Annotated in this window: 23 protein-coding genes, 1 tRNA gene and 1 pseudogene; 10 read left to right on the forward strand and 15 right to left on the reverse strand. The window is 63.7% G+C overall.

The window, feature by feature from the left end:
- Both ENJ19_04465 and ENJ19_04470 read left to right on the forward strand, forming a co-directional pair.
- Entirely contained in the window at positions 1-1,518 is a 1,518-nt protein-coding gene (locus ENJ19_04465) for an aminoglycoside phosphotransferase (GenBank protein HHM04983.1), read from the forward strand.
- A gap of 142 nt (positions 1,519-1,660) precedes the next feature.
- On the forward strand, positions 1,661-1,849 hold the full coding sequence (locus tag ENJ19_04470; protein ID HHM04984.1) for a CPXCG motif-containing cysteine-rich protein: 189 nt from the start codon (positions 1,661-1,663) through the stop codon (positions 1,847-1,849).
- Between the two features lie 13 nt (positions 1,850-1,862).
- Here the strand turns inward: ENJ19_04470 and ENJ19_04475 are convergent, their stop codons facing one another.
- The 3 genes from ENJ19_04475 to ENJ19_04485 form a co-directional block, all read right to left on the reverse strand.
- On the reverse strand, positions 1,863-2,744 hold the full coding sequence (locus tag ENJ19_04475) for an HDOD domain-containing protein (protein ID HHM04985.1): 882 nt from the start codon (positions 2,742-2,744) through the stop codon (positions 1,863-1,865).
- Between the two features lie 73 nt (positions 2,745-2,817).
- Entirely contained in the window at positions 2,818-5,316 is a 2,499-nt protein-coding gene (locus ENJ19_04480) for an FtsX-like permease family protein (GenBank protein ID HHM04986.1), read from the reverse strand.
- A 60-nt stretch (positions 5,317-5,376) separates the two neighbouring features.
- The gene (locus ENJ19_04485) at positions 5,377-6,060 is read right to left on the reverse strand and encodes an ABC transporter ATP-binding protein (protein HHM04987.1); all 684 of its coding nucleotides are present in this window, start codon (positions 6,058-6,060) and stop codon (positions 5,377-5,379) included.
- A gap of 493 nt (positions 6,061-6,553) precedes the next feature.
- Between ENJ19_04485 and ENJ19_04490 the strand changes: the two genes are divergently transcribed.
- Entirely contained in the window at positions 6,554-7,921 is a 1,368-nt protein-coding gene (locus ENJ19_04490) for a cation:proton antiporter (GenBank protein ID HHM04988.1), read from the forward strand.
- Between the two features lie 141 nt (positions 7,922-8,062).
- Here ENJ19_04490 and amrS read toward each other — a convergent pair whose 3' ends face one another.
- Positions 8,063-9,160 (reverse strand): AmmeMemoRadiSam system radical SAM enzyme, encoded by a 1,098-nt coding sequence (amrS, locus tag ENJ19_04495; protein HHM04989.1) that lies wholly within the window; start codon positions 9,158-9,160, stop codon positions 8,063-8,065.
- 126 nt (positions 9,161-9,286) lie between these two features.
- On the opposite strand from amrS, the gene amrB reads away from it, so the two are divergent.
- From amrB to ENJ19_04530, 7 genes are all read left to right on the forward strand, one after another.
- The gene (gene amrB, locus ENJ19_04500; protein HHM04990.1) at positions 9,287-10,075 is read left to right on the forward strand and encodes an AmmeMemoRadiSam system protein B; all 789 of its coding nucleotides are present in this window, start codon (positions 9,287-9,289) and stop codon (positions 10,073-10,075) included.
- Positions 10,062-10,643, forward strand: coding sequence for an AmmeMemoRadiSam system protein A (amrA, locus tag ENJ19_04505; protein HHM04991.1), 582 nt, complete (start codon positions 10,062-10,064; stop codon positions 10,641-10,643). Before amrB ends, amrA begins: the two co-directional genes overlap by 14 nt.
- 234 nt (positions 10,644-10,877) lie before the next feature.
- Positions 10,878-12,197, forward strand: coding sequence for a TRZ/ATZ family hydrolase (locus ENJ19_04510; protein HHM04992.1), 1,320 nt, complete (start codon positions 10,878-10,880; stop codon positions 12,195-12,197).
- A 7-nt stretch (positions 12,198-12,204) separates the two neighbouring features.
- Positions 12,205-12,912 (forward strand): bifunctional 2-polyprenyl-6-hydroxyphenol methylase/3-demethylubiquinol 3-O-methyltransferase UbiG, encoded by a 708-nt coding sequence (gene ubiG / locus ENJ19_04515; GenBank protein HHM04993.1) that lies wholly within the window; start codon positions 12,205-12,207, stop codon positions 12,910-12,912.
- Between the two features lie 23 nt (positions 12,913-12,935).
- The gene (gph, locus tag ENJ19_04520; GenBank protein HHM04994.1) at positions 12,936-13,583 is read left to right on the forward strand and encodes a phosphoglycolate phosphatase; all 648 of its coding nucleotides are present in this window, start codon (positions 12,936-12,938) and stop codon (positions 13,581-13,583) included.
- Between the two features lie 441 nt (positions 13,584-14,024).
- A complete protein-coding gene (locus tag ENJ19_04525; protein ID HHM04995.1) occupies positions 14,025-15,146 on the forward strand; it encodes a hypothetical protein in 1,122 nt (373 codons plus the stop codon).
- Positions 15,147-15,492: 346 nt separating this feature from the next.
- Positions 15,493-15,978: a peptidylprolyl isomerase gene (locus ENJ19_04530; GenBank protein HHM04996.1), complete on the forward strand. Its 486-nt coding sequence runs from the start codon at positions 15,493-15,495 to the stop codon at positions 15,976-15,978.
- Between the two features lie 286 nt (positions 15,979-16,264).
- On the opposite strand, the gene ENJ19_04535 is transcribed toward ENJ19_04530, so the two are convergent.
- From ENJ19_04535 to rlmB, 11 genes and pseudogenes are all read right to left on the reverse strand, one after another.
- Positions 16,265-16,341, reverse strand: a tRNA-Pro gene (locus ENJ19_04535).
- An 85-nt stretch (positions 16,342-16,426) separates the two neighbouring features.
- The gene (locus tag ENJ19_04540; protein HHM04997.1) at positions 16,427-16,789 is read right to left on the reverse strand and encodes a MerR family transcriptional regulator; all 363 of its coding nucleotides are present in this window, start codon (positions 16,787-16,789) and stop codon (positions 16,427-16,429) included.
- Positions 16,761-17,069: an integration host factor subunit alpha gene (ihfA, locus tag ENJ19_04545; protein HHM04998.1), complete on the reverse strand. Its 309-nt coding sequence runs from the start codon at positions 17,067-17,069 to the stop codon at positions 16,761-16,763. The genes ENJ19_04540 and ihfA overlap by 29 nt, the downstream gene beginning before the upstream one ends.
- Positions 17,070-17,074: 5 nt before the next feature.
- The gene (locus ENJ19_04550; GenBank protein ID HHM04999.1) at positions 17,075-19,456 is read right to left on the reverse strand and encodes a phenylalanine--tRNA ligase subunit beta; all 2,382 of its coding nucleotides are present in this window, start codon (positions 19,454-19,456) and stop codon (positions 17,075-17,077) included.
- Between the two features lie 169 nt (positions 19,457-19,625).
- On the reverse strand, positions 19,626-20,645 hold the full coding sequence (locus ENJ19_04555) for a phenylalanine--tRNA ligase subunit alpha (protein HHM05000.1): 1,020 nt from the start codon (positions 20,643-20,645) through the stop codon (positions 19,626-19,628).
- 315 nt (positions 20,646-20,960) lie between these two features.
- Positions 20,961-21,320, reverse strand: a complete 360-nt coding sequence (locus ENJ19_04560; protein ID HHM05001.1) for a 50S ribosomal protein L20 — start codon at positions 21,318-21,320, stop codon at positions 20,961-20,963.
- A gap of 19 nt (positions 21,321-21,339) precedes the next feature.
- Complete coding sequence (locus ENJ19_04565; protein HHM05002.1) at positions 21,340-21,537, reverse strand: 50S ribosomal protein L35; 198 nt, start codon at positions 21,535-21,537, stop codon at positions 21,340-21,342.
- 75 nt (positions 21,538-21,612) lie between these two features.
- On the reverse strand, positions 21,613-22,194 hold the full coding sequence (locus tag ENJ19_04570; GenBank protein HHM05003.1) for a translation initiation factor IF-3: 582 nt from the start codon (positions 22,192-22,194) through the stop codon (positions 21,613-21,615).
- 3 nt (positions 22,195-22,197) lie between these two features.
- Positions 22,198-24,123, reverse strand: a complete 1,926-nt coding sequence (gene thrS, locus ENJ19_04575) for a threonine--tRNA ligase (GenBank protein HHM05004.1) — start codon at positions 24,121-24,123, stop codon at positions 22,198-22,200.
- A gap of 71 nt (positions 24,124-24,194) precedes the next feature.
- Positions 24,195-24,872: pseudogene (locus tag ENJ19_04580) on the reverse strand (transposase).
- Positions 24,873-24,927: 55 nt separating this feature from the next.
- Entirely contained in the window at positions 24,928-25,680 is a 753-nt protein-coding gene (gene rlmB, locus ENJ19_04585; protein HHM05005.1) for a 23S rRNA (guanosine(2251)-2'-O)-methyltransferase RlmB, read from the reverse strand.
- Positions 25,681-25,701: the final 21 nt, after the last annotated feature.

A 25,701-nucleotide genomic window follows, 5' to 3' on the forward strand; every position in this document is an offset into this window, starting at 1 on the left:
ATGAACATCGCCCCTTCATTGATCCGGAACTTGCTCGACCCGGCCGCCTATGACCATCCGGTGGCGGCGGTGGAACTGTTGGAGACCCACATTTCCTGGTTGCTGCTCACAGGTGAGTACGCTTACAAAATCAAAAAACCAGTGGACTTCGGCTTTTTGGATTTCTCTACGCTGGCCCAGCGCCGTCACTATTGCCAGGAAGAACTGCGCCTCAACCGGCGCCTGGCCCCGGCGCTGTATCTGGCGGTGGTGGCCATCACCGGGAGTCCCGCCGCGCCGCGGCTGAGCGGCCCCGGCAGCGCCATCGAATACGCCGTAAAGATGCGGCAGTTTTCCCAGGAGAGCCTCATGACGCGGGTGCTGGCGCGCGGCCGTTTGCAGCCGGAACAACTGGATACCCTGGCCGGGCATATTGCCGCCTTTCACGCCCAGGCTGAGCGCGCCGGACCCGACTCACCTTATGGCACGGCGGAGAATGTCTGGCAGCCGGTGGCGCAAAACTTCGCCCAAATCCGCCCCCACCTTTCAAACCCCGACCAACTGGCCCGCCTCCAAAGCCTGCAAGGGTGGAGTGAGGCCGCATACCACAGGCTGCGCGATACCCTGGCCCAACGGAAGGCCCAGGGTTTCATCCGCGAATGCCATGGCGATCTGCATCTGGGCAATATGGTGCTGCTGGACGGGCGCATCACCCCGTTCGACTGCCTGGAGTTCAACGCCGGGCTGCGCTGGATAGACGTCATGAGCGAGGTGGCCTTTCTGACCATGGATCTCCATGCCCGTGGCCATCCCGCCCTGGCCCACCGCTTCCTCAACCGCTATTGCGAAAGCAGCGGCGACTATAGCGGGCTGCGCCTGCTGCGCTTCTACCAGGTCTACCGCGCCCTGGTCCGGGCCAAGGTGGCCTGCCTGCGGCTGACCCAGAGCGGCCTGAACGAGACGGAAGCGGCGGCCACGCGCCGCGACGCCCACCGCTATCTGGCGCTGGCCCAGGACTACACCCGCAGCACCCCCCGTCCCCTGCTCATCACCCACGGCCTGTCGGGCTCGGGCAAAACCCACAACACCCAAGACCTGGTGGAAACCCACGGCGCGGTGCGTATTCGCTCCGACGTGGAGCGCAAACGCCTGTTCGGCCTCCCTCCCGGGGCGCGCAGCCACGCCGGCCTGGACCAGGGCCTGTACCGGCCCGAGGCCAGCCGGCGCACCTACGAGCGCCTGGCGGCGCTGGCCCAAGAGGTGCTCGAGGCCGGCTTGCCGGTCATCGTGGACGCCACGTTTTTGAAGCGCGAGCAACGGGCGGCCTTCCGCGCCCTGGCGCGGCGTCTGGGCCTGCCTTTCATCATTTTGGATTTCCAGGCACCGCCGGCCCTGCTGCGCCAGCGCATCAAGGCCCGCGCCGCCGCGGAGCGGGACGCCTCCGAGGCCACGGTGGCCGTGCTGGAACGGCAGCTGGCCACGGCGGAACCCTTAGGCAAAAACGAGGCCGACCAGATCCTCACCGTCACCCAGTCCTGAAGCCGGTCCTTGCCCGGTTGCCACAATGCCTTACACTGAAAGACAGGTCCCGACAAGAAGGGAGGGAAGCGCGATGGACTACGACATGCCGCGACGTCCACGGCCGCGTCCCAACAAGCCGGTGCAGGGCGGCAGCGTGCCGCTGGTGTACCCGGTGGAAGTGAGCTGCCCCTACTGCGGCGAAAGCTTCTCTACTGTGGTGGACGGCTGGGGCGGCTCGCAGACCTGTGTGGAAGACTGCGCGGTGTGCTGCCGCCCCGTCCTGCTGACCTTGGACATCGACGCCAACGGCACCCTGCAGGCCCTGCACATTGCCCGGGAAGACGACTGAGCCGAAGCGGCCTTCACGCGGCAATCAAATCCCGCGCCAGGTCCTGCACGTGGGCAAAACCGGCGGCGATGCGCTCGGAGGTGGCCAGGGCGGCCGCCACATCCAGATCCAGCCGGCCGGCCAGGCGGCGGCAGAGTTCCAGATCCACGTCACACTGTTGCTCGTAGCAGCGGGCGTAATGGTCGGCGAACATGAGCACGGCCAGGTGGGCGAGGTGGTCACCGTGGTAGTCGGGATTGTGGTGCTGGCGCACCGCCGTGATCAAATCCGCCGGCATATTCCACTTGCGCAGCAAAAAGGTACCGCTTTCGGTGTGGTCAATACCGAACATGCGTTGTTCCACGTCCGCCAGGGACGCATCAGGATCATCCTCCAGCGCGCGGTTGAGGCTGCGGATATGGGCGGGATACAGATGGCCCAGCAGCAGCAGGCCGATATCCTGAAACAGGCCGGCCAGGTAACACATCCCCGGCGCGGGGCGCAGCGCCTGTGGCACCTCTGCGGCCAGGGCGTGGGCCAGGGTGGCGGTGGCCAGACCGTGGGTCCACACCGCCAGGCGTCCCACCGGCCCGTCGTTGGGACCGAGAAAGGTCTTGCCGGCGGCCAGGCCGAAGACCAGCTCTATGGCCCGCTCCACCCCCAGCACCCGGCTCACCGCCGCCTGCACGGAATGAATCTTCCCCCGGTAGCCGAAAAACGGCGACAGGGCATAGCGCATGATCTGCCCCGCCATGGCCGGGTCTTTGTCCACCACCCGGGCCAGTTCCTGAGCGCTGGGCTCCGGCCCCAGGGCCATGATTTCACGGGCCATTTCCGGCATGGGTGGAAACTCCACCAAGCCTTCAATCTCGGTGCGTAAGTCCTGGATCATGAGCCTTGCCCCCGTGCGCCACATCAACAAGCCAAGCCGCTGTCCGGCTCACTGAGGGATATCGCCCGCACTCGGAATTACCTGAGCAGGCATCCCTTCAATCACCCCGCAGGCCCGCCACCGGCCCGGCCCGCGCCATGCGCCAGGCAGGATAGGCCCCCGCCACCAGGGCCGCGACCAGGGCCAAGGCCACGCCCTGCAGCAGCCAGCGGGGATCGACGTGAAAGGCCAGCGACCAGCCAAAGGCCAGCGGATTGATCACTTCGGTCAACACCAGCGCCAACACCAGCCCCATGGGCACGGCCATCAGGCCGGCGGCCAGGCCCATGAGGGCACATTCCAGGGTCACCATTTGTCCCACCTGGACGGGCGTCAGGCCCAGGCAACGCAGCACCGCCAGTTCGCGCCGCCGCTCCAGTTGAATGGCCGCCAGGGCGCTGGCGATGCCCACAAAGGCAATCAGCACCGCCAGGGCGCGGAGCACCTGGGTCACCGAGAAGGTGCGCTCGAACACCTCCATGGCGGCGGCCTGAATGTCACCGTTGGCGCGCACCCGGAAGTGCTCCCCCAGCACCCGGCGCAAGGTGGCCTGCACCTCCCGCAAGTCAGCCCCGGGAGCAAGGTAGATGCCGGCGGTGTCCACGCCCAGGTCGCGCCAGCCTTGCTGGTAATTGGCGCGGCTCATGGCCACCACCCCCTGATCGGACCCGTAGTCGGTGTACACCCCGGCGATGCGGTAGGCTGTGTCGCCGCCATCGGTGGTCAGCATCAGGGTATCGCCCACCCCCACCTGGTGGCGCCGGGCGTAGGGCTCGGATACCAGCACGGCCTGTTCACCCGCAAAAGCAGCGCGGGCCGATTCGGGATCGCCCTGAATGATGCGAAAACCGTCCCGACTGCGGGGCGCGCTGTGGAGCACGAACAAGGTGGTGGGGTGGCCATCGGCCATCACCCGGACGCGCCGTCCCGTGCTCACCGCCGCCACCCCGGCGAGCCCCGACAAACGTGCCGTGTCGGCCACCGTCCAGGTGGCGCCGTCCCGGGGGGAGACGTACACATCCGCTCGCAGGGTCTGGCTCAGCCACTCGCTCAAGGTGATGCGAAAGCTGTCTATCATCACCGCAATACCCACCGTGGCCGCCACCGCCACCGCCAGGGCGGCCACCGCCACCCCCGTGCGGCTCAGGGAAAGGGCCGGTCCCCGCGCCGCCATGCGCCCCACGCTCCCCGCCAGGACACCCACCAGGCGGCGGGCGGCCGCCAGAAACAGCACCAGGGCCGGGGGCGTCAACACAGCCATGCCGATGAGGATCAAAAACAAGGCGGCAAAGGCGCCGAACAAGCTCAAACCAGAATACGCCAGCAAAGCCCCCCCCACGGCCAGCAGCGCCAGCGCGAGGGGAATGCCCCACAGCAGGCCCCGGCGGCGACGCCCCTCCACCACGGAACGGCTCATGGCGGCACGGGGGGCGACGGCGGCCGCTTCCCAGGCCGGGAGCAGCGCCGCCGCCACCGTGACAATCAAGCCCAACACGACGCCTTTGAGGAACACCCCGGGTGTGGGAAACAGCCCGGCCGCGCTGACAGACAGGTACAAATCGCTCATGGTGCGGGTCACCGGCCCGATCAACACCCCCGCCAGGACCGTGCCCAGCGCCAGACCGGCCAGCAGGCCCACCGTCCCCACCGCCAGCGCTTCGCCGATCACGAGGCCGAACACCTCGCGGCGGGTCACCCCCAGGGCCCGCAACAGCCCCAGCAACTCCCGCCGCCGCACCACGGAAAACACCATGGCGTTGTAGACTAGGAAGGCGCCCACCAACAAGGCCAGCAAACCGAGGGCCTGCAGGTTGAGGCGGAAAGAGGCGGTGAGCTGGGCGAGTTCGCCGCTGCGCTCATTGGCGGCGCCCAAGCGGAGTCCGGCGGGCAGCTGTTGTTGCACCCGGGCCGCCTGCTCCGCCGAAAGCACCAGATCCACCCGGGACAGCCGGCCCACGCTGTCCAGCACCTCCTGGGCCGTGGCGATGTCCATCACCAAGGTGTCCTGGAAAGCGGCCCGGGCGAGACTGCCGGGCGGGTCGAACACGCCGATGACGGTGATCCGGTGCTCACGCCCACCCGCCGCCACCGTGATCCGGCTGCCTGGCACAATGCCGAGATCGTGAGCCGCATCGGCGCTCAGAAGCGCCGAACCCGCTTCCGTCAGCAGCCGCCCGCTGTTCCCGCCCTCGACTGTAACGGCGGCGGCACCACGCGCCCCCCCGTCGGCAAAGGGATCCACACCCAGGATGTTCAAACGGGCATCCTGATGATCCGGCACGCGCCCCTGTCCTTCCACCACCGGCGCGATACTGCGCAGGCCCTGTTTGCGCAGCGCCACATAGACGGCGTCGGGCACCCCCTCCCGCCCGCCGCTCAGGCTGTGGGTGGCCTTTCCGCTCAGCAACTCCGCGGTAGCCTCGAAACTGCTGAGGGCACTCCCGGCCGCCAGATCCACCGCCGTCACCACCGCTACGCCCAGCACAATACCCACCACGGAAAAGGCGAACTGCCAGGGGTGGCGCAGGAGTTCTTTGACAATGAGGCGTGTTAACACTTGGTTCCTTGTTGCATTGATTCCCCACCCGCTGTTTCTCAAAGCAGGGACTTCCCCGATTCACTCCCCCTCCACCAAACACCCGCCCTGCATACGCAACACCCGGTCGGCACCGGCGGCCAGTTCCAGACTGTGGGTGGCCAGTACCACGGTGAGCCCTTCCTCCCGGCAGCGCCGGGTGAGTAATTCGACCACCACGGCCCCGGTGTCCGCGTCCAGATTGCCGGTGGGCTCGTCCGCCAGCAGCAGATCGGGACCGTGCACCAGGGCGCGGGCGATGGCGACCCGTTGTTGCTGGCCGCCGGAGAGCCGGTCAGGATATCGGTGAGCGAAAGCCTCCACGTCCACCTGCGCCAATGCGGCTTCGGCCCGCGCCACAGCCGCGCGGCCACGTATGCCGTTGAGATCCAGGGGCAAAAGCAGGTTCTCCAGCACGGTCAGCGTTGGAATCAAATTGAAGGACTGGAACACAAAGCCCATGTGGCGACGGCGGAACAGGGTACGCTGGTGCTCGCCCAGGGCGCTCAGGTCCACACCCTTGACCATGACTTGTCCGCCGCTGGCGCGGTCCACACCGCTCACGATGTTCAGCAAGGTGGATTTGCCCGAGCCACTGCGCCCGAGCAAGGCGAGCATCTCCCCGGCCGGGACGCTCAGGTTCAGATCCGTGAACACGGCCTGGCTGCGGCCCTCGTCCTGGTAAGCCTTGGACAGGCCGCTGAGCTGGATCAAGGGCGGGTTCATGGCATTTGACTGCGCGGTGCACATTCCCTGGCTGAAGCCTCTGCGTCGATCAAAAACCTGACCCCCGCTGCTTGAGACAAGGCGGTTTCCGCCGGCACCCCCCGTCCTCAAAGGGCAGATACCGAAACACGCGCTCAATGGGGCGCAGCGGCGGCATCGTCTTCCTGGCCGAAGCAGCATTGCAGCAGGACATCCAGCTTTTCCATGGCGATAGTGGTTTAGTGCTCCGCTCGGGAGTGGATATCTGAACATGTCCGTCCCCTTCTTGCAAAGGGCGGGGATGACCGCCACGGCGCTCAACGGGCGGAGAATTTTTCCGGCAATGGGACTATGCTAGGCGCATGACGGTAATCGACGATGCCTTGCGCCAGGCCGGCTTGTGGGACAGGCTCCGCCAGGAGGAGGCAGCTTGAACCGGCCGGCCCCCTGGCTCCTGTTCGGCGCCGCCAGCCTGGCCCCCTGTTCCGCCTGGGCCGCGGGCGGCCCCAGCCACATGGATCCCGTGGCGCCGGTGTTGTTGGGCGTGACCGGCATTTTGTTTTTTGCCGTGCTCGGCCGTTACGTCGCGCGAAAACTCGGTCAGCCCTCCGTGCTGGGCGAGCTGCTTATGGGCATGGCGCTGGGCAACGGCCTGTACTACCTGGGTTTTGCCAGTATCACGGTGTTGCGCGAAGGCCCCGCCATCTTCGACATGGTGGCGCTGGCGCTGCAAGGACACAGCTATGCCGAGGCCGCCGCCCTGGCGCTGCCGCCGGCATCGGTGGCCCAGGTGCTTAGCGCCATCCAGGGCCCGGACGGGGCGGATATTTTGAAAGTGGCGGAGACGGTGGATGTGTTCTCCCGCTACGGCGTTATCTTTTTGCTGTTCCTGGTGGGACTGGACACCAGTGTGGCGGAGCTGCGCCGGGTCGGCGGCAGCTCCCTCAAGGTGGCGGTGGCCGGGGTGCTGCTGCCCTTCGTGCTGGGCTTTATCACCGCCCGCCTGCTCATGCCCGAGGCCTCGCTGAACACGGATCTGTTCATTGCCGCCACCCTGGGCGCGACCTCCATCGGCATCACCGCGCGGGTGCTGCGGGATTTGGGACAACTGCGCACCCCCACCAGCCACATCATCCTCGGCGCCGCAATCATCGACGATATCCTGGGACTCATCATGCTGGCGGTGGTCTCGGGCATCATTGTCTCGGGCGGGGTGTCCCTGAGCAATATTTCCGCCATCATCGCCTTAAGCGCCCTGTTCCTTGCCGCCACCTTCGTGCTGGGACCGCACTTTTTGCGCCTGACCATTGGGCTGGTGCGACATCTCGACGTGGCGGAAGCCAAGCTGTTCATCTCTTTTCTGTTCGTCATGGCTCTGGCCTGGTTCGCCAACCTGGTGGGCCTGGCCACCATAGTGGGCGCCTTCGCCGCGGGCGTCATCCTGCACGACGCCTACTTCAAGCACTGGGGCAACCACCACCGACATCGCGCAAGCATCCGCGATCTTGTCCAACCCATAGAAGCCATCCTCGCGCCCATTTTCTTCGTATTGATGGGCATCCAGGTCAAACTGGAATCTTTCTTCGATGCGCATGTGGTGCTGGTGGCGCTGGGCCTGCTGATCACCGCCGTGGCCGGAAAAATCGCCGCCGGCTGTCTCGCCGGCCGCGGCGCCCAGCGCCTGGCCATCGGCATCGGCATGGTGCCGCGGGGAGAAGTGGGTTTGATTTTCGCCTCGGTGGGCAAAAGCCTGGGTGTGATCAATGATGCCTTGTTTTCCGCGGTGGTGTTGATGGTCATCATCACCACCATAATGACACCCCCGCTGCTGAAGCGGGCACTCGCGAAACCCACTCAGCAGGACAAGACTGCCAGCAGGTGAGACAACGATCTCCTATTGCAAATCAGAAACAGGCTGAACGGGGCTGGTGCTCACACCAGAAGCAGCGCCAAGGCCTGCTATCGCGTCGAAACGATATACTGCGCAGCTCACCGCGTCCTACGGCACTGGCGCGGACAGGGATCACGCCGCGAAATCCTTCAACCGCACCGGCTGCCGCCGGGCACCCCAGTTTCCATGAGATCCTTCGAACACGCCATGAACGCGGCCACCGCAATGAGCGCAATGCCCGGTCTCGGTAAGGTGCCACTCAGTCAGTTCGTACCAGTCCCGGCCGATCACTTTTTTTCCGCAATGAGGGCAATAGGTGCTGTCGCCGGTCTCGAAATGGACGTTGCCCGTGTAGGCATAACGCACCCCACTGTCGACGGCGATCTGGCGGGCACGAATCAAGGTGGACAAAGGTGTGGCAGTTTTATCCAGCATTTTCCAGTCGGGATGAAAGGCGCTGAAATGCCATGGCACGTCGGTGCCCAGGTTTTCCACCACCCAGCGGCTCATGTCTTTCAGTTCTTCATTGCTGTCGTTCTCACCGGGAATGAGCAATGTCGTCATCTCCAGCCAGACATCGGTTTCGTGCTTGAGATACATCAGGGTATCCAGCACGGGCTGCAGGCGGCCGCCGCAGATTTTGTGATAAAAACTGTCGGTGAACGCTTTGAGATCAACATTGGCGGCATCCATGTAGCGAAAGAACTCTTCCCGTGGTTCTTCGCAAATGTATCCCGCGGTGACAGCGACGGATTTCACTCCCACGGCATGGCAGGCTTTGGCCGCGTCCACGGCATACTCCATAAAGATAACGGGATCGTTATAGGTGTACGCCACACTTTTGCAGTCGAGTTTTTGAGCCGCGCGGGCGATGAGTTCCGGCGGCGCCTGGTCGGCCAGGATGTCCATTTCCCGCGCTTTGCTCATGTCCCAGTTCTGACAGAATTTGCACGCCAGGTTGCAACCGGCGGTGCCGAAAGACAACACGGGCGTGCCCGGCAGGAAATGGTAGAGCGGCTTTTTTTCGATGGGATCAATACAGTAACCGCTGGAACGGCCATAGGTGGTCAACACAATCTGATTGTTCTGGCAGGCCCGCACGAAACACAGGCCCTGCTGGCCTTCGTGCATTTTGCAGTAGCGGGGACAAAGATCACATTGGACACGAGCATCGTCCAGCCGGTGCCAATATTTGGTGGGAACGACGGTTGGCATAGTCTGCGCGGCCATGGGCACCTCCCGTGTATTCGCTGACCTTCGATACACTGACACTGCTATTATTCAGTATAGACTCCCCCCGGCACACTCCCCGGGAGTGAAGCTTCGCCGGCACCCGGAGAGGGAAAGGAGCGCTCCATGTCATCCGCAATTCGCGAGCCGGCCGTGGCCGGCATGTTCTATCCCGACGATCCCGAGGCGCTGCACGCGGCCGTGCACCACTGGCTGGAGGAACACCGCAGCGCCGATCCCCCTCCCAAGGCGGTGATCGCCCCGCACGCCGGTTACATGTACTCGGGCGCCATCGCCGCCAGCGCCTATGCCCGGGTGGCCAACGGCCGTGGCACCATTACCCGCGTGGTCCTGCTGGGGCCTTCTCACCGCGTGCCTGTGGAAGGCCTGGCGGCCAGCGGCGCGCACGCCTTTCGCACGCCGCTGGGCCTTGTTCCGGTAGACACGGGAGCGCTGCAGTCGGTATTGTCCCTGCCCCAGGTGCAGCGGATCGAATCCGCCCACGCCTACGAGCATTCCCTGGAGGTGCACCTGCCTTTTTTGCAGGAGGCCCTGGGGAAGTTCTCCCTGGTACCGCTGGTGGTGGGCGACGCCAGCGCCGAAGACGTGGCCGAGGTGCTGGACCGCTTGTGGGACGGGCCGGAGACTCTGATCGTGGTCAGTTCCGACCTCAGCCATTATCACGATTATCAAACGGCGCGCCGCCTGGACCAGGCCACTTCCAACGCCATCCTGGCCCTGAAACCGGAGGCCATCCACTACGAACAGGCCTGCGGCCGCAATCCCGTCAACGGCTTGCTGCTGGCCGCCAGGCGCCACGGCCTGCATGCCGAGCTGCTGGATTTGCGCAATTCCGGCGACACCGCCGGGCCGCGGGATCAGGTGGTGGGTTACGGCGCCTATGTCTTCCACTGAGCAGCAGCCGTTGAGCGAAGAAGAACGGGGCGCCCTCTTGGGCCTGGCCCGCGCCGCCATCCGCTCCGGGCTGGAGCAAGGCAGGCGTCTGGAGGTCGCCCCGGGCACACTGCCACCGCGCCTCGCCCGGCCGGGCGCCGCCTTCGTCACCTTGCAGCGCCACGGAGCACTGCGTGGCTGCATCGGCAGCCTGGAGGCGCGCCAGAGCCTGGCCCGGGACGTGGCGGAAAACGCCTTCAACGCCGCCTTCCGCGACCCCCGCTTTCCGCCCCTGCAACAGGAAGAATTCGGGTCCGTGCGCCTCAGCATTTCCGTGCTCAAACCCGCCGAACCCCTGGCCGTCACCAGCGAAGAAAACCTGCTCCGCCAGCTCCGGCCCGGCCAGGACGGCCTCATCCTGGAACTGGACGACAGTCATCGCGCCACCTTTCTCCCGGCAGTGTGGGACAGCCTGCCCGAGCCCCGGCGCTTCGTCGCCGAACTCAAACGCAAAGCGGGCCTGCCGGCGGATTTTTGGTCACCGGCCTTGCGCTTTTACCGCTATGGCGCGGAAACCGTGAAAGAATGACCCCGAGCCCGCGGGGTGGCAGCGCCGGCCACATCACCGCGCAGCGGTGACGCCACGCCCGCAAGCGGGCAGCAGGCCTCAGCACCGGAATACGGCGTATCGAGTGCTGACCCCGCTTCGCTCGCCCCCCCGTCCGCGCCCTCTCGGACAAACCGGAATAAAACGCTCACCGGCTAAAATACCGGCCACAACCGATGCGGTATACTTGACCGTCATCGCCGGAGGGGATGCGCTATGGAACAGGTGGACACGCTGATCAACGCCCGCTGGATCATTCCGGTGGAGCCGCACGAAACAGTGCTGGAGCACCACAGCCTGGCGCTGCGGGACGGCCGCATTGCGGCGCTGCTGCCCCGGGCCGAGGCGGCGGCCCGCTACCGCGCGGCAGCGGTGGTGGAGCTGGCGGCGCACGCCCTCATACCCGGTCTGATCAATGCCCACACCCACGCCGCCATGTCGCTGCTGCGTGGTCTGGCGGACGATCTGCCCCTGATGGAGTGGCTCCAGGAACACATCTGGCCGGCGGAAGGAGCCTGGGTAAGTCCCGAGTTCGTGCGCGACGGCACCGAACTGGCGGTGGCCGAAATGCTCAGGGGCGGCACCACCTGCTTCAACGATATGTATTTTTTCCCCGACGAGACCGCCCGCAGCGCCGCCGCCGCAGGCATGCGGGCGGTGGTGGGCATGATCCTCATCGACTTCCCCACGGCCTGGGCCCAAAACGCCGATGACTACCTCAGCAAGGGCCTGGCCGTGCACGACGAATTCCGCCACCACCCTCTGATCAGCACCGCCTTCGCCCCCCACGCCCCCTACACCGTCTCCGACGCCCCCTTGCAGCGGGTGCAGACACTGGCGGAAGAACTGGATGTGCCCATTCACATGCACATTCACGAAACGGAACACGAAGTGACGGAGGCGGCGCAGCAAAACGGCCTGCGCCCCCTGGCCCGCCTGGAACAACTGGGACTGCTGTCACCGCACCTGCTGGGCGTCCACATGACCCAGCTCAGCGACGGCGAGATCAACGCCTACGGCCGCGCCGGCGGCCACGTGGTGCACTGCCCCGAGTCCAATTTGAAACTGGCCAGCGGCTTTTGCCCGGTGCAGCGGCTGCTGGAAGCCGGCGTCAACCTGGCCCTGGGCACCGACGGCGCCGCCAGCAACAACGACCTGGACATGTTCTCAGAGATGCGCAGCGCCGCCCTGCTGGCCAAGGCAGTGGCCAGGCGGGCCAGCGCCGTGCCCGCCGCCCGCGCCCTGGCCATGGCCACCCTGGGCGGCGCCCGCGCCCTGGGGCTGGAGGAAGAAACCGGCTCCCTGGTCGCGGGCAAGGCGGCCGATGTGGTGGCCGTCAATCTGGGAGAGGCGGAGACCCAGCCCGTCTATCACCCCGTTTCCCAACTGGTCTACGCCTGCGGGCGCGACAAAGTCACCGATGTCTGGGTGGCCGGCCGCCACGTGCTCAAAGACCGGGTTCTGACCACCGTGGACGAACACGATATCCTGGCCAAGGCCCAGGCCTGGCAGCAAAAAATCCGCCAATACGATTGAACCGACCATGACCGGAACCAACAACATCGACCCGGCCGAAGTGGCCAAATTCGACGCCAGCGCCACCCGCTGGTGGGACCCCGAGGGGGAATACAAGCCGCTCCATGAGATCAACCCCTTAAGGTTGCGCTACATCCAACAACGGGTGGACCTGGCCGGCAGGCGGGTGGCGGACATCGGCTGCGGCGGCGGCATCCTGGCGGAAGGCCTGGCGCGGGCCGGCGCCCGGGTCACCGCCGTGGACATGGCCGGCGGCGCCCTGGCGGTGGCGCGGCTGCATGCCCTGGAATCCGGAGTGGAGGTGGACTACCGGCAAATGACCGGGGAAGCGCTGGCGCAACAGGAAGGCGGGACCTTCGACGCAGTCACCTGCATGGAACTGTTGGAACACGTGCCCGACCCGGCCTCGCTCATCGCCGCCTGCGCCGCGCTGGTCAAACCGGGCGGCGATGTGCTCCTCTCCACCCTGAACCGCAACCCCAAAGCCTACCTGCACGCCATCATCGGCGCAGAGTACCTGCTAAAGCTGCTGCCCAAGGGCACCCACGATTACGCCAAATTCATCCGCCCGGCGGAACTGGCCCGCTGGCTGCGCGCCGCCGGCCTGGAACTGGACGACCTCACCGGGCTGCACTACAACCCCCTTACCCGCCGCTACCGCCTGGGCGGCGACATCGATGTAAACTATCTTGCCCACGCCCAAAAGCCCCTGTGAGCCCATGTCCCCACTTACACACCGTGCTGTTCGATCTGGATGGCACCCTGGCCGACACCGCCCCTGACCTCGCCTGGGCCCTGAACACGCTGCGGCAGGAGCAGGGCCTGCCCCCCCTGCCCTTCGCCGCCATCCGGCCGGTAGTGTCGCACGGCGCCAACGCCCTGCTGCAAACCGGTTTTGGCCTAACACCGGAGGAGCCGGGGCACACCGCCCTGCGGCAGCGCTACCTCGCCCTCTACCGCGACAACATCTGCCGCAAGACCCGGCTCTTTCCGGGGATGGCGGCACTGCTCGACTTCATCGAAGGGCACGGAAAGAACTGGGGCGTGGTCACCAACAAACCGGCCTTCCTCACCCAGCCCCTGCTGGCGGCCCTGGGACTGACGGCCCGGGCTGCCTGCATCATCAGCGGCGACAGCCTACCCCAGCGCAAGCCGCACCCCGCCCCTCTGCTGGCGGGGTGCGCCCAGGCGGGCAGCACGCCGTGCCAGTGTCTGTACGTGGGTGATGCCCGGCGGGACATCCAGGCGGGACGGGCCGCCGGCATGGCCACCGCCGTCGCCCTGTTTGGCTACCTGGATCCGGCAGACGCCCCGGCAGACTGGGGCGCCGACGTCCTGGCCGACAGCGCGGCTGCGCTAAAGAGCTACCTCGCCGGCGGGCAGTAATCCCGGCTGCTCCACTCGCGGCGGCACTTCGCATTGGCGCCGCAAACGCGCCCAGAACACCCCTGCCAATCCTGGCCGGCCTTCCAGTTTCAGCGGACGGGCGTACCAGTCGAGAGCTGCCTTCCGCCGCCCCGGCTCCCGGCTCAGACGCGCCCGGCATGAAAGTGGCCGGAAAGTGGCAGGATGCGCGGGGCGCGGTTTCCGCTCCATCACCGCCAGCGCGTCACGAAGCAGGGTCAGCGCCGCTTCGGGGTGGCTGGGGGGCGATGGCAGTGCCTTTGAACGTTGACATGACATAGGCTTACTCCGCCCGGGTACGGCCACACCCAGCGGCCCGCCATCCACCCTGACGCCACCTGCTTTGTATATGCTGAGCGGAGTTGTAAGATATCTTCAGCTACCAGGGGGTAGTGCATTAACACCATAAATTGAGGGGGAACAATGAAGCGCATCAATTCGCTCACTGTTGTTCGGCGCTGTCTGGCGGGGTTGTCCATGGGGGCACTGGGCTCACTCGCCATGGCGGCACCACAAACACCGGCCGGCCCTGAAGGCAAAGAGGTGGAGTACGTCTTTTCCGCCAACCAGGCCAGCCACAGCGTCTCGGCCTATCGCATCGACACCGCCACGGGCATGCTGCAAGCCTTGACAGGCAAGGCGCCCACCGTCGGCCGCTATCCCGTTTCCATCGCCGCAGCACCGGACGGCCGCACGGTATACGTCGCCAACCAGGGATCCAACTCAATTTCGGCGTTCCGGGTGGACCCCGCCACCGATTCGCTGCGCCCCATCCCCGGGTCGCCCTTTGCCGTGGGTCAATACCCGGACGCGGTGATCATACACCCCAGCGGCGCCTGGGCCTTCGTCAGCAACGAGGATGCCGACACGCTGCAGGTCTACGCTCTCGATAAAAACACCGGCGCCCTGGGTGCGCAGCAAGATGATGCAAAAACAGGGCGCCATCCCATTGACGTCACGGTCTCGCCCAACGGCCGCTTTGTGTATGTGAGCAATTTTTACGACCATTCCGTCAGCGCGTACCGCTTCGATGAAACCACCGGTTCGCTCACGCCTCTCGCTCAGAAAGCACAAACCGAAGACCGGCCGATCTACATTTCCGTGACGCCGGACAACCGCTATGCCTTTGTCGCCAACTACGGTTCCGTGACCGTCTCGGCGTTTCGCATCAACAACGACAGCGGCGAGTTGACACCGGTGCCCGGCTCGCCCTTCACCGCCGGGGCCCAACCTTATTCCGTTACGGTGGATCCCAGCGAGCGCTACGTCTATGTGGCCAACTGGGGCAGCCATGACGTCTCCGCCTTCCGGCTGGACAACAACACCGGCACTCTCCATGAAATCGGCGGTTCACCCTATGCCGCCGACTGGTTCCCCTACGCCGTAGTGGTGGATCCCAGCGATCACTTCGTCTACGTGGCCAACAACGGCGCAGGCAATATCAGCGCCTACACCATGAGCCCGCAGACCGGCGCGCTGTCACTCCTGCAGACGGCGAAAAGCGGCCTGGGGCCCTATGGACTGATCGCGACCCGGCTTCGTTGAGCCCACGCTGGTAACACGGCCGGGGGACAGCACCCCCGGGCCGTGTTCGTTCAACGCCGCACGGCAACCGGGCCGCAACAGCACTTTTCCTTCACCTTATCAATCCGGCGATTGAGATTGTCAGGGAACGGCGGGCGGATTTCGCAGGCGGCCATCAAACAGCCCAGGACGCGCTGTTTGATGGCCCAGTCAATAGTTGAGTCCATTCCCTCCCTGCCTGTATTCCCCCTGCTATGATCCAGCCTCAAGGGCGCTGGCCTTCGAGAGAGCCGCCTAAGGCGATATGTTATAGTGGCTCACTACGAAACAGCCCTCAGACAATGGCCAATATCGTAAGGAATACCCCATGAAGATCGCCCAGCACAAAGTCGTCACCCTTGACTACACCTTGACCGGTGATGACGGAAATATTATCGATCAGTCCCAGGATGGGAATTTCACTTACCTGCACGGTGCTGGCAATATCATCCCCGGCCTTGAAAGGGCACTCGCCGACAAAGCGGCGGGCGATACCCTGCAGGTTTCTGTAGCGCCTGAAGAGGCCTATGGCGCACGCAATGAATCCCTGACACAGGTGGTCCCCCGCAGCGCTTTTGCCACCACCGACGATGTCCAGGTAGGCGGCCGCTTTCGCGCCCAGGCGCCCGACGGACAGGAACTCATCGTCACCGTCGTCCGTATCGAGGGCGACCAGGTCACCCTGGACGGCAATCATCCCCTGGCCGGCGAACAGTTGAATTTCGATGTAAAAGTGCTGGACGTCAGAGACGCCACCCAGGAAGAAATCGACCACGGCCATGTGCACGGCGCAGGAGGGCACCCTCACGAATGAGAGGCAAAAACCACTCAAGACCCTGCTGTTTCCCCGCCCCCCGGCAGATTTTGTTGTAAAGAGCCGTCTTTCCCCCTGGGGGATTTGCCCGGAAACATTAACGATTACAACGCCTCATTCCACAAGTCTCCGGACGGTCAGGCCGCAAGGCGCGGTGGCACCGGCCCTGGCGGGAGCGGTTTCCCGCAGTGGCGAGACGACACTGCTTCACCGGACACCGGCACGAGCAATCGTCCGGGGCCAGAGATTGCGGAATCCGTGAAGAGCGGGCAAGGCGAGGGAAAATTGGTCGGGGCGAGAGGATTTGAACCTCCGACCACCTGAACCCCATTCAGGTGCGCTACCAGGCTGCGCTACGCCCCGTGGATGAGCCATTGATGGGCCGCAACGGCCCGGGAGCCCGGTATGATACTAGAGAAGGGGATGGAAATTCAAAGCCTAAAGGGCGTCAATCTTTGAGAAATTCTAACAGTTCCTCAAGTTCCTGACGCAGCTGGCGCACCAATTCTTTGGACTGGGTGGTCTCGTTTTTGACTTTGTTGCCGGACAGGCGCTGACGCGCGCCGCCTATGGTGAAACCCTGGTCGTACAACAAGCTGCGAATCTGGCGGATGGTCACCACATCGTGATGCTGGTAGTAACGCCGGTTGCCGCGCCGCTTGACCGGTTTGAGCTGGGGAAACTCCTGCTCCCAGTAACGCAGCACATGAGGCTTCACGTCACACAGATCGCTCACTTCACCGATGGTGAAATAGCGTTTGCCCGGTATGGGCGGTAAATCGCTAGGATTGCTGTTCACCGTTTCCAGCATAAGCCTCGACCCGAGCTTTCAGTTTTTGGCCGGGATGAAAGGTGACCACCCGGCGGGCGGTAATAGGAATTTCTTCCCCGGTCTTGGGATTGCGCCCCGGGCGTTCCTTCTTGTCACGCAGGTTGAAATTGCCAAAACCGGACAGCTTTACCTGTTCCCCCCGCTCCAGAGACTGACGGATTTCCTCGAAAAAGGCTTCGACGAAATCCTTTGCCTCCCGTTTGTTCAGCCCCAGCTCTTCAAACAATCTTTCCGCCATATCCGCTTTGGTCAACGCCATTTCTGTTATTCTCTCAAGATAGCCCCGAAACGATCATGGAGCGTTGCCACTATCTGCCTGGTAAGCTTGTCCACATCTTCATCGATAAGGGTGCGCGAAGAATCCTGCAAGGTCAAGCCCAAGGCCAGGCTTTTTTTCCCGGATTCAATGCCTTTGCCGCGATACACGTCAAAAAGTTGAAGATCCTGCAGCAACGGGCCGGCACTTTCGCGGACGCAGCGCAAGACTTCGGCGGCAGCCACCTCCTCCCCCACAATCAGGGCAAGGTCGCGGCGGATGGAGGGAAACCGGGACAACTCACGAAAAACGGGCAGCCGGGACCGGCTTGCCAGCCCCATGTCCAACTCAAACAGCAGAGGCGGGTGGGTCAGGTCCAGACGCTTTACCCAATCCGGGTGCAAGCGCCCCACAAGCCCCACCACTTCACCCGAAAGGGTGCGAATACGGGCGGACTGGCCGGGATGCAGCGCGGGATGGTCCGCAGCTTCGAACACATAGTCCTCGCCCATCCCCCCCCGGGACAACACATCCTCCACATCTCCCTTGGCATCGAAGAAATCCACCTCCCGGCCCGGCAGCCCCCACTGCTCCGGCTCCACGCGGCCCACGACCAAACCGGCCAGAACCTGGGGTTCGCTGAGCCGGCCGGCGCGCTGACGAAAACACGCCCCCATTTCGAACACCCGCACCCGCGACTGCTGGCGATGCAGATTATGGCGCAGCACCTGAATCAGGCCCGGCCACAGGCTGGTACGCATCTCGGCCAGCTCGGAGGACAGGGGATTGGCCAGCGCCAAAGCCGGCTCGCCGGGCATCAACATGCTCTGCAGCGCCGCATCCACAAAGCTGTACGTCACCACTTCGGAATAACCGCGCGCCACCAGCACCTCACGCAGCTCATCGGGGCTCACCCTGGTTTCGCTTTGCGCCGGAATGCTCAGGCGCACCGCGGGCCGCCGGGTGGGCAATTCAGTATAGCCGTGAATGCGCGCCACTTCTTCAATCAAATCCGCTTCGATGGCCAGGTCAAAGCGATAACTCGGCGGCGTGACGCACCACTCACCGTCCCCCGTCACCACGTCCAGGCCCAGCCGCTGCAGTATTTCCGTAACCTCACCGGGTGAAAATTCCGCGCCCAGCACCGCGCTCAGACGCTGGGCACGAAGCACTATCTCACTCCGAACCGGCAGATGCCCGCTATGATCGACGCCCGTCACCGGACCCGGCTCGCCACCGACAATGCCCCGTAACAGGGCCGTCGCCCGCTCCATGGCGCGCCGGGGCAAACCGGGATCCACCCCGCGCTCAAAACGATGGGACGAATCCGTGTGCAAACCATAGCGGCGGGCGCAGCCCGCCAGGTGTTGGGGAGAGAAGAAGGCACACTCCAGAAACAAATCCCGCGTCTCACTGCTGACAGCACTGTCCAGTCCGCCCATGACGCCCGCCAGGGCCAGCGCCTTCTCTTCGTCGGCAATCACAAGGGTGCGCTCATCCAAGGTCACGGTCTGGCCGTCCAACAAAGTCAGTGCCTCGCCGCCGCGGGCCAGGCGCACCACAATGCCACCGCTTAAACGGGCCAAATCGAAAGCGTGCATGGGTTGCCCCAGTTCCAACATCACGTAGTTGGTCACGTCCACCACCGGACTGATGGGCCGCAGCCCGGCCCGGCGCAGGCGTTCGCGCATCCACAACGGCGTTTCGGCGCTGGCGTCGACACCGCGCACGACCCGGCCCAAGTAGCGCGGGCAGGCCTCACCATGGTCAACGCGAACGGGAAAACGGTCGTCGATCGTGGGCGTCACCGCTGCCATGGCCGGTGCCTGCACCGCCATGCGGTTCAACGCCCCCACTTCCCGCGCCACCCCGGCGATACTCAGGCAGTCACCGCGGTTGGGCGTCAGACCCAGCTCAATGCTGACATCGTTGAGACGAAGATAATCACGCAGATCCCGGCCCGGCTCAGCATCGGAATCCAAAGGCATCAAAGTGTCGGCGCTGTCCGCCAAACCCAGTTCCCTGGCTGAACACAACACACCCTCGGAGGTCACGCCGCGGAGTTTGCTTTTTTTGATCTTGATTCCACCCGGCAGCACTGCGCCGACACGCGCCAGCGGAACGCGCATCCCCGCGGAAACATCGGGTGCGCCGCATACGATCTCCAACACTTCACCCTGGCCGGCATTGACCCGGCATACCCGCAGGCGATCCGCATTGGGATGCGGCGCGACTGTCATCACTTCGGCAACCACCACCCCTTCAAAAAACGGCGCCACGGGTTCAACGGCGTCCACTTCCAGACCCGCCATGGTGAGTTGATGGGCCAAATCCGCCGTGGAGACATCAGGGTTCACCCACTCGCGCAACCATTGTTCGTTGAATTTCATAGTGTGACAGCTTGTATTAGTGGTAACCGTGCAAAAAAACCTGTCTCAAACTTCCGTCCCTTTCCTTTGGGAAGAAAAAGAAATCGGGTGGCGCAGCACCGTATTTGTTTGAAGACAACGCGGATCTGCCCCTGGCATCCGACCAACACACCGGCCTTTTGAATCCGCTTTATTGGAACTGCTGCAAAAAGCGCAGATCATTTTCAAAAAAGAGCCGCAGATCATTCACGCCATAGCGCAACATGGCCATGCGCTCCACACCTATGCCAAAGGCAAAACCCGTGTAGCGCTCCGCATCCACGCCCACGTGGGCAAACACATTGGGATGGATCATCCCGCAGCCCAGCACTTCAATCCAGCCGGTGTGGCTGCACACGCGGCAGCCTTCGCCGCCACACATCACACATTGAATATCCGCCTCCGCCGAAGGCTCGGTGAAAGGAAAATACGAGGGGCGAAAACGCACGGCCAGTTCGCGTTCAAAGAACACCCGCAAGAAATCGTTGAGGATGCCCTTTAAATCAGCGAAACTGACTTTGGTGCCCACCATGAAGCCTTCCACCTGATGAAACATCGGGGTGTGGGTGACATCGGAATCGCAGCGGTAAACCCGGCCGGGCGCGATCACCTGGAACGGCGGCTCGCGGTCTTTCATCAGGCGAATCTGCACCGGCGAAGTGTGCGTACGCAGCAAACGTCCGTCAGGAAAGTAAAAAGTGTCGTGCATGGCCCGGGCAGGGTGTTCGGGAGGGATGTTCAGGGCTTCGAAATTGTAATAGTCCGTCTCCACTTCCGGACCCGACACCACTTCGAAACCGACCCGCCCCAATAAACGTCCGATACGGCCCAGGGTGCGCGTTACCGGATGCACACCGCCTCGGTGCTGGCCGCGACCGGGCAGGGTCACATCCACGGTTTCGGCAAGCAGGCGCTGCGCCAGGGCGGCTTGTTCCAACACAGCCCGCCGCGCCTCCAACAAAGCCATCACCCGGGCCTTGGCGTCGTTGATCAACTGCCCTGCTGCACGCCGCTCTTCCGGTGGCAAAGTACCGAGTTGTTTGAGCTGTACGGTCACCGATCCCTTTTTGCCGAGATATTTCACCCGCAAGGCCTCCAGGGCGCCAAGATCGTTTGCGCCCGCCAGATCCCGTTGGAGCTCTGCTAACAGTTGATCGAGTTGTTCTTGCATCACACGCCTTGCTTTGGAAAGACGACACCAAGATTGTAGTTCTCCCACACACTGCGTCTCCCCCGGCCCCTTTCCCCTTGCAGGGAAAACCTGGAATGGGGCAGACACATGACAGCCTGCGCCCGCAGCAAATTGCCCACCCCCACCCTCCTGCCCTCCCCCTGGCAGGAGAAGGGAACGGGAAAACGTTTATGGAAGAACGTCCTTGTGGAAAAAACAATAAAAAAGGGGAAAGGTGTCGGGCCTTTCCCCTTTCGCACCCGGGCGCGGCCCCCGCTTTCGCGGTCCGGTGCCCCTAGCAGTGATCGCTGACGATCAGGCCGAAAGACCCGCTTTTGCTTTGTCTGCCAAGGCCGCAAACGCGGCCTTGTCATACACGGCCAGATCGGCAAGCACCTTGCGGTCCACCTCGATGGCGGCCTTGTTCAAACCGTCCATCATGCGGCTGTAAGACAAGCCACACTCACGAGCCGCCGCATTGATACGTGTAATCCACAGGGCGCGGAACACGCGCTTGCGCTGACGGCGGTCACGATAAGCATACTGGCCGGCTTTGGTCACCGCCTGGGTGGCAACGCGATAGACGTTTTTGCGGCGTCCACGATAACCCTTGGCTTGTTCCAGCACCTTCTTGTGGCGGGCACGGGCAACGACACCTCGTTTTACTCTGGGCATGAAATGAATCCTCTAACACTTAAACGTTGGGCAGCATTTTACGCACGGCGGCGGTATCCGCGACATGCACCAGGGTGTTGTTACGCAGCTGGCGCTTACGCTTGGAACTTTTCTTGGTCAGAATGTGCCGCTTGAAACTCTGGGCCCGTTTGAATTTGCCCGAGCCCGTACGGGCAAAGCGCTTGGCGGCGCCGCGATGGGTTTTCAATTTTGACATTACCGAACTCCAAAATTTAAGAAACCCCCGCACCTCGCGGAGGCTTCCAGGATTGATCAGCACCGCTGGCGGGCTTCAAGAAGAGGCGTGCGGTCTTTTCTCGCCCCTGCCGGCGGCCTGCGCAGGGGCTGGGTGAGTCGCCTTTTTGGGCGCCAACACCATCACCATCACCCGGCCTTCCAGCCTGGGATATTGCTCCACGGCCGCGTAGTTTTCCAAATCGCCCTCGATGCGCTTGAGCAGCTTCGCACCCAGGGACTGATGGGCCATTTCCCGCCCCCGAAACCGCAGGGACACTTTGGCCTTGTCACCATGTTCCAGAAAGCCGATCAGCTTGCGCAGTTTCACCTGGTAATCGGCCTCTTCCGTACCGGGACGGAATTTGACCTCTTTCACCTGAATCTGCTTCTGCTTTTTCCTCGCTGCCTGCCGTTTTTTGCTCTCTTCGAACAAAAACTTCCCATAGTCCATGACGCGGCACACCGGGGGCGCCGCCTGCGGGGCCACTTCCACGAGATCAAGCCCTTTTTCTTCGGCAAAAGCCAACGCCTTGGCGATGGGCACCACACCCACCATTTCTCCATCAGGGCCAACCAGGCGCACTTCCGGCGCGGTCACTTCGTCGTTGATCCGCGTATCACGTTTATCGGCAGCGATATTTTAGTCCTCCAAAACAAGTAGGCCGCGGCCCGCGATGTCAGCGGCGAGCCTGGCGGAAAACGCGTCCAGCGTCATCCGGCCCAGATCCTCGCCGCTCCGCGTGCGCACGGCCACCGAGTGGTCGTTGACCTCCTGGTCGCCCACGATCAAGAGGTAAGGTACGCGCAAAAGCGTATGTTCGCGGATTTTAAATCCTATTTTTTCGTTTCTCAAGTCCGACGCCACCCGGAATCCTTTTTCGGCCAACACTTTTTCCACTTCCCGGGCATAATCGGCCTGATTGTCCGTAATATTAAGGATCACCACCTGCCGGGGCGCCAGCCAGGCGGGAAAACAGCCGCCGTAGTGCTCGATCAAAATACCGATGAAGCGTTCCAGGGAACCGAGGATGGCCCGGTGCAACATCACCGGCGTGCGCCTGGCACCGTCCTGCGCCACGTAAGTCGCCCCCAGCCGCCCGGGCATGGAGAAATCCAGCTGGATGGTGCCCAACTGCCACACCCGGTCCAGGCAATCACGGAGGGAAAATTCGATTTTCGGCCCGTAAAACGCCCCCTCCCCCGGCTGCAGCTGCCAATCCAGCCCCTTGGCGCCCAAACAGGCTTCCAGGGCCTGTTCAGCCTTGTCCCACAGCGCCTCTTCGCCCACGCGCATTTCGGGGCGGGTGGACAGGGCGACGATGACGTCCTCAAAACCGAAATCCCGGTACACCTGATAGACCAGATCGATGAAATCGGAGACTTCCGATTCGATCTGCTCCTCGGTGCAGAAAATATGGGCATCGTCCTGGACGAAATTACGCACCCGCATCAGCCCGTGCAAGGTGCCGGACGGCTCGTTGCGGTGACAGGAACCAAATTCGGCCAGCCGCAGGGGCAAATCCCGGTAGCTTTTCAGACCCTGGTTGTAAATCTGGACGTGGGCCGGACAGTTCATGGGCTTGACGGCGTAGGCCCGGTTTTCCGATTCGGTAGTGAACATCATCTCCTGGAACTTGTCCCAATGGCCCGATTTTTCCCACAGGCTGCGGTCGATGATAGCCGGGGTGTGTACCTCCTGATAGCCGTGGCGGCGCAGCAGCTTGCGGATGTAGTCCTGAATGATCACGTACACCCGCCAGCCGTTGTCGTGCCAAAACACCATGCCGGGAGACTCTTCCTGGGTGTGAAACAGGTCCATCACCCGGGCCAGACGACGGTGGTCACGCTTTTCTGCTTCTTCCAGACGGTGCAAATAGGCTTTGAGCTGCTTCTTGTCCGGCCAGGCCGTACCGTAAATCCGCTGCAGCATGGGGTTTTTGGGATCACCGCGCCAGTAGGCCCCTGCCACCTTCATTAACTTAAAGGCTTTGATCCGGCCGGTGGACGGCACGTGGGGACCGCGACAAAGATCAATGAAATCGCCCTGTTCATACAGGGAAATGTCCTCCTCCGCGGGAATGTCGGCAATGATCCGCGCCTTGAATTCCTCGCCCAGGCCGCGGAAAAAGCGCACGGCCTCATCCCGCGGCATGAGTTTGCGCTCTAGCGGGTAATCCGCCCTGGCCAGTTCCCGCATTTTCTTTTCAATGGCCTTGAGATCCTCCGGGGTGAAGGGGCGCTGGTAATCAAAATCATAGTAAAAACCGTTTTCGATTACCGGACCGATGGTCACCTGGGCCTCGGGAAACAGGGATTTCACCGCATGCGCCAGCAAATGGGCGCAGGAATGGCGCAGAATCTCCACCCCTTCCTCGTCCTTGTCGGTGATCAGGCGCAGCCGCACATCCCGGTCGATACTGTAAGAGATATCCACCAGCTGGCCGTCCACCTCTCCGGCCAGCGCCGCCTTGGCCAGCCCCGGGCCGATGTCCATCGCCACAGCGCGGACCGTTACCGGCCCGTCAAAGCGGCGTTCCGAGCCATCGGGCAATGTTACACGCGGCATAGCCTTCCCTTAGCGTTCGAAAGTGACCGGAACTTTAAGGGGTCAGAGCCCTTTTTCGCCAGGCCTTTACTGGGGCGGCCGCGCCGGTCCTGGCCCACGCTTGTCTTGAGCTTGGATTCCACCTGCTTTTTGAAGCGGTCGTTGCCGAGCGGCGTGCCGGTCTGCCAGGCCGCACGAATACTGTGAAGCGCCTTCTCGTCATCAATATGGGCTTTGAACAGCGCCCGATAGGCCTGTTTGCGCTGCTGGGCGGTGCGCCCCAAGGCAAGGTAGGCCTGCTGGGGCCTCAGCACGGCATCGGCCCGCCCCTCTGCATTGGCCCGGTAGCTGGACCAGCGGTACGCGCGGGGATGTTTCACCATGCCGGCACGCACCGGATTGAGTTCGATGTAGCGCATGCAGGCCAGCAGATAGCCCTCCTCCTGCACCAGGCTGGCTTTGTAGCGCCCTTCCCACAGGGAACCGCTGCCGCCGTAATGGTGGTTGACGTAGGGCACGTAGCGCCGGCCGACGTATTGCATCATACGGCTGATGCCCTCCGCGTCTGCGGGCGTGGCCAGCACATGGATGTGGTTGGTCATCAATACATAGGCGTGAACGGCGCACTGATAGCGCTCGGCGCCTTCCTGCAGCCAGCCCAGGTAGGCGCGGTAGTCAGCCTCGTCGTAAAACACCGCCTGATGGCCGCGGCCGCGCTGAACGGCGTGGACGGGGAGGTCCGGGAGGTAGAAGCGGGGTTTTCTGGGCATTGGACCGGCACCGGTAACTGAGCTGCAAGGGAAGATAGCATGGCCCGACGGGCTTTTAAAGGGCTCTGACCCCTTTGTCAGAGGCCTGCTGCCGGCGCGCCTCAAACAAACACACTCCGGTGGCAACAGACACGTTCAGGCTCTCCACCGCCCCGCGCATGGGGATGTGCACCAGGGTGTCGCAAAGGTCGCGGGTGAGGCGGCGCAGGCCTTCTTGTTCCGCGCCCACCACGATGGCCAGGGGGCCGGTCAAGTTCGCGCTGTAGAGGCTGTCCCGCGCATCACCCGCAGCGCCGAGCAGCCAGATGCCCTGGTCTTTCAAGTTGCGCAGCGCGCGGGCGAGATTGGTGGCCTGCACCAGTGGCAGGGTCTGGGTGGCACCGCAGGCGGTTTTGTGGACTACCGGCGTCAGCCCGGCGGCGCGGTGGCGGGGGATGATAACGGCGTTCACGCCGGCGGCGTCGGCGGTGCGCAAGCAGGCGCCCAGGTTGTGGGGATCCTGGACGCCGTCGAGTACCAAGAGCAGGGGTGGCCCGGTGAGCCGGTCCAGCAGTTCCGGCAAGGCGCTTTCGTCCACCACCCGGGCGGGGCGGATATCGGCAACCAAGCCCTGGTGCACGCCGCCTTCAGCCAGGCGCGCGAGCTGCTCACGGGTGGCGCGGGTGACGGGAATGTCAAAGCGCCTGGCCTCGGCCAGTACGGTGGCAAGGCGGGAATTGGCACCGGCGGCGGATTCCAGGATGTGCAGATGCAACACCCGCTCGGGCGCGCGCTCAAGCAGGAGGCGCACGGCATGAATGCCGTGCAGACGCGCGGGAGCCGATTTGTT

This window comes from Gammaproteobacteria bacterium, from assembly GCA_011375345.1.
Lineage (GTDB): Bacteria > Pseudomonadota > Gammaproteobacteria > DRLM01 > DRLM01 > DRLM01.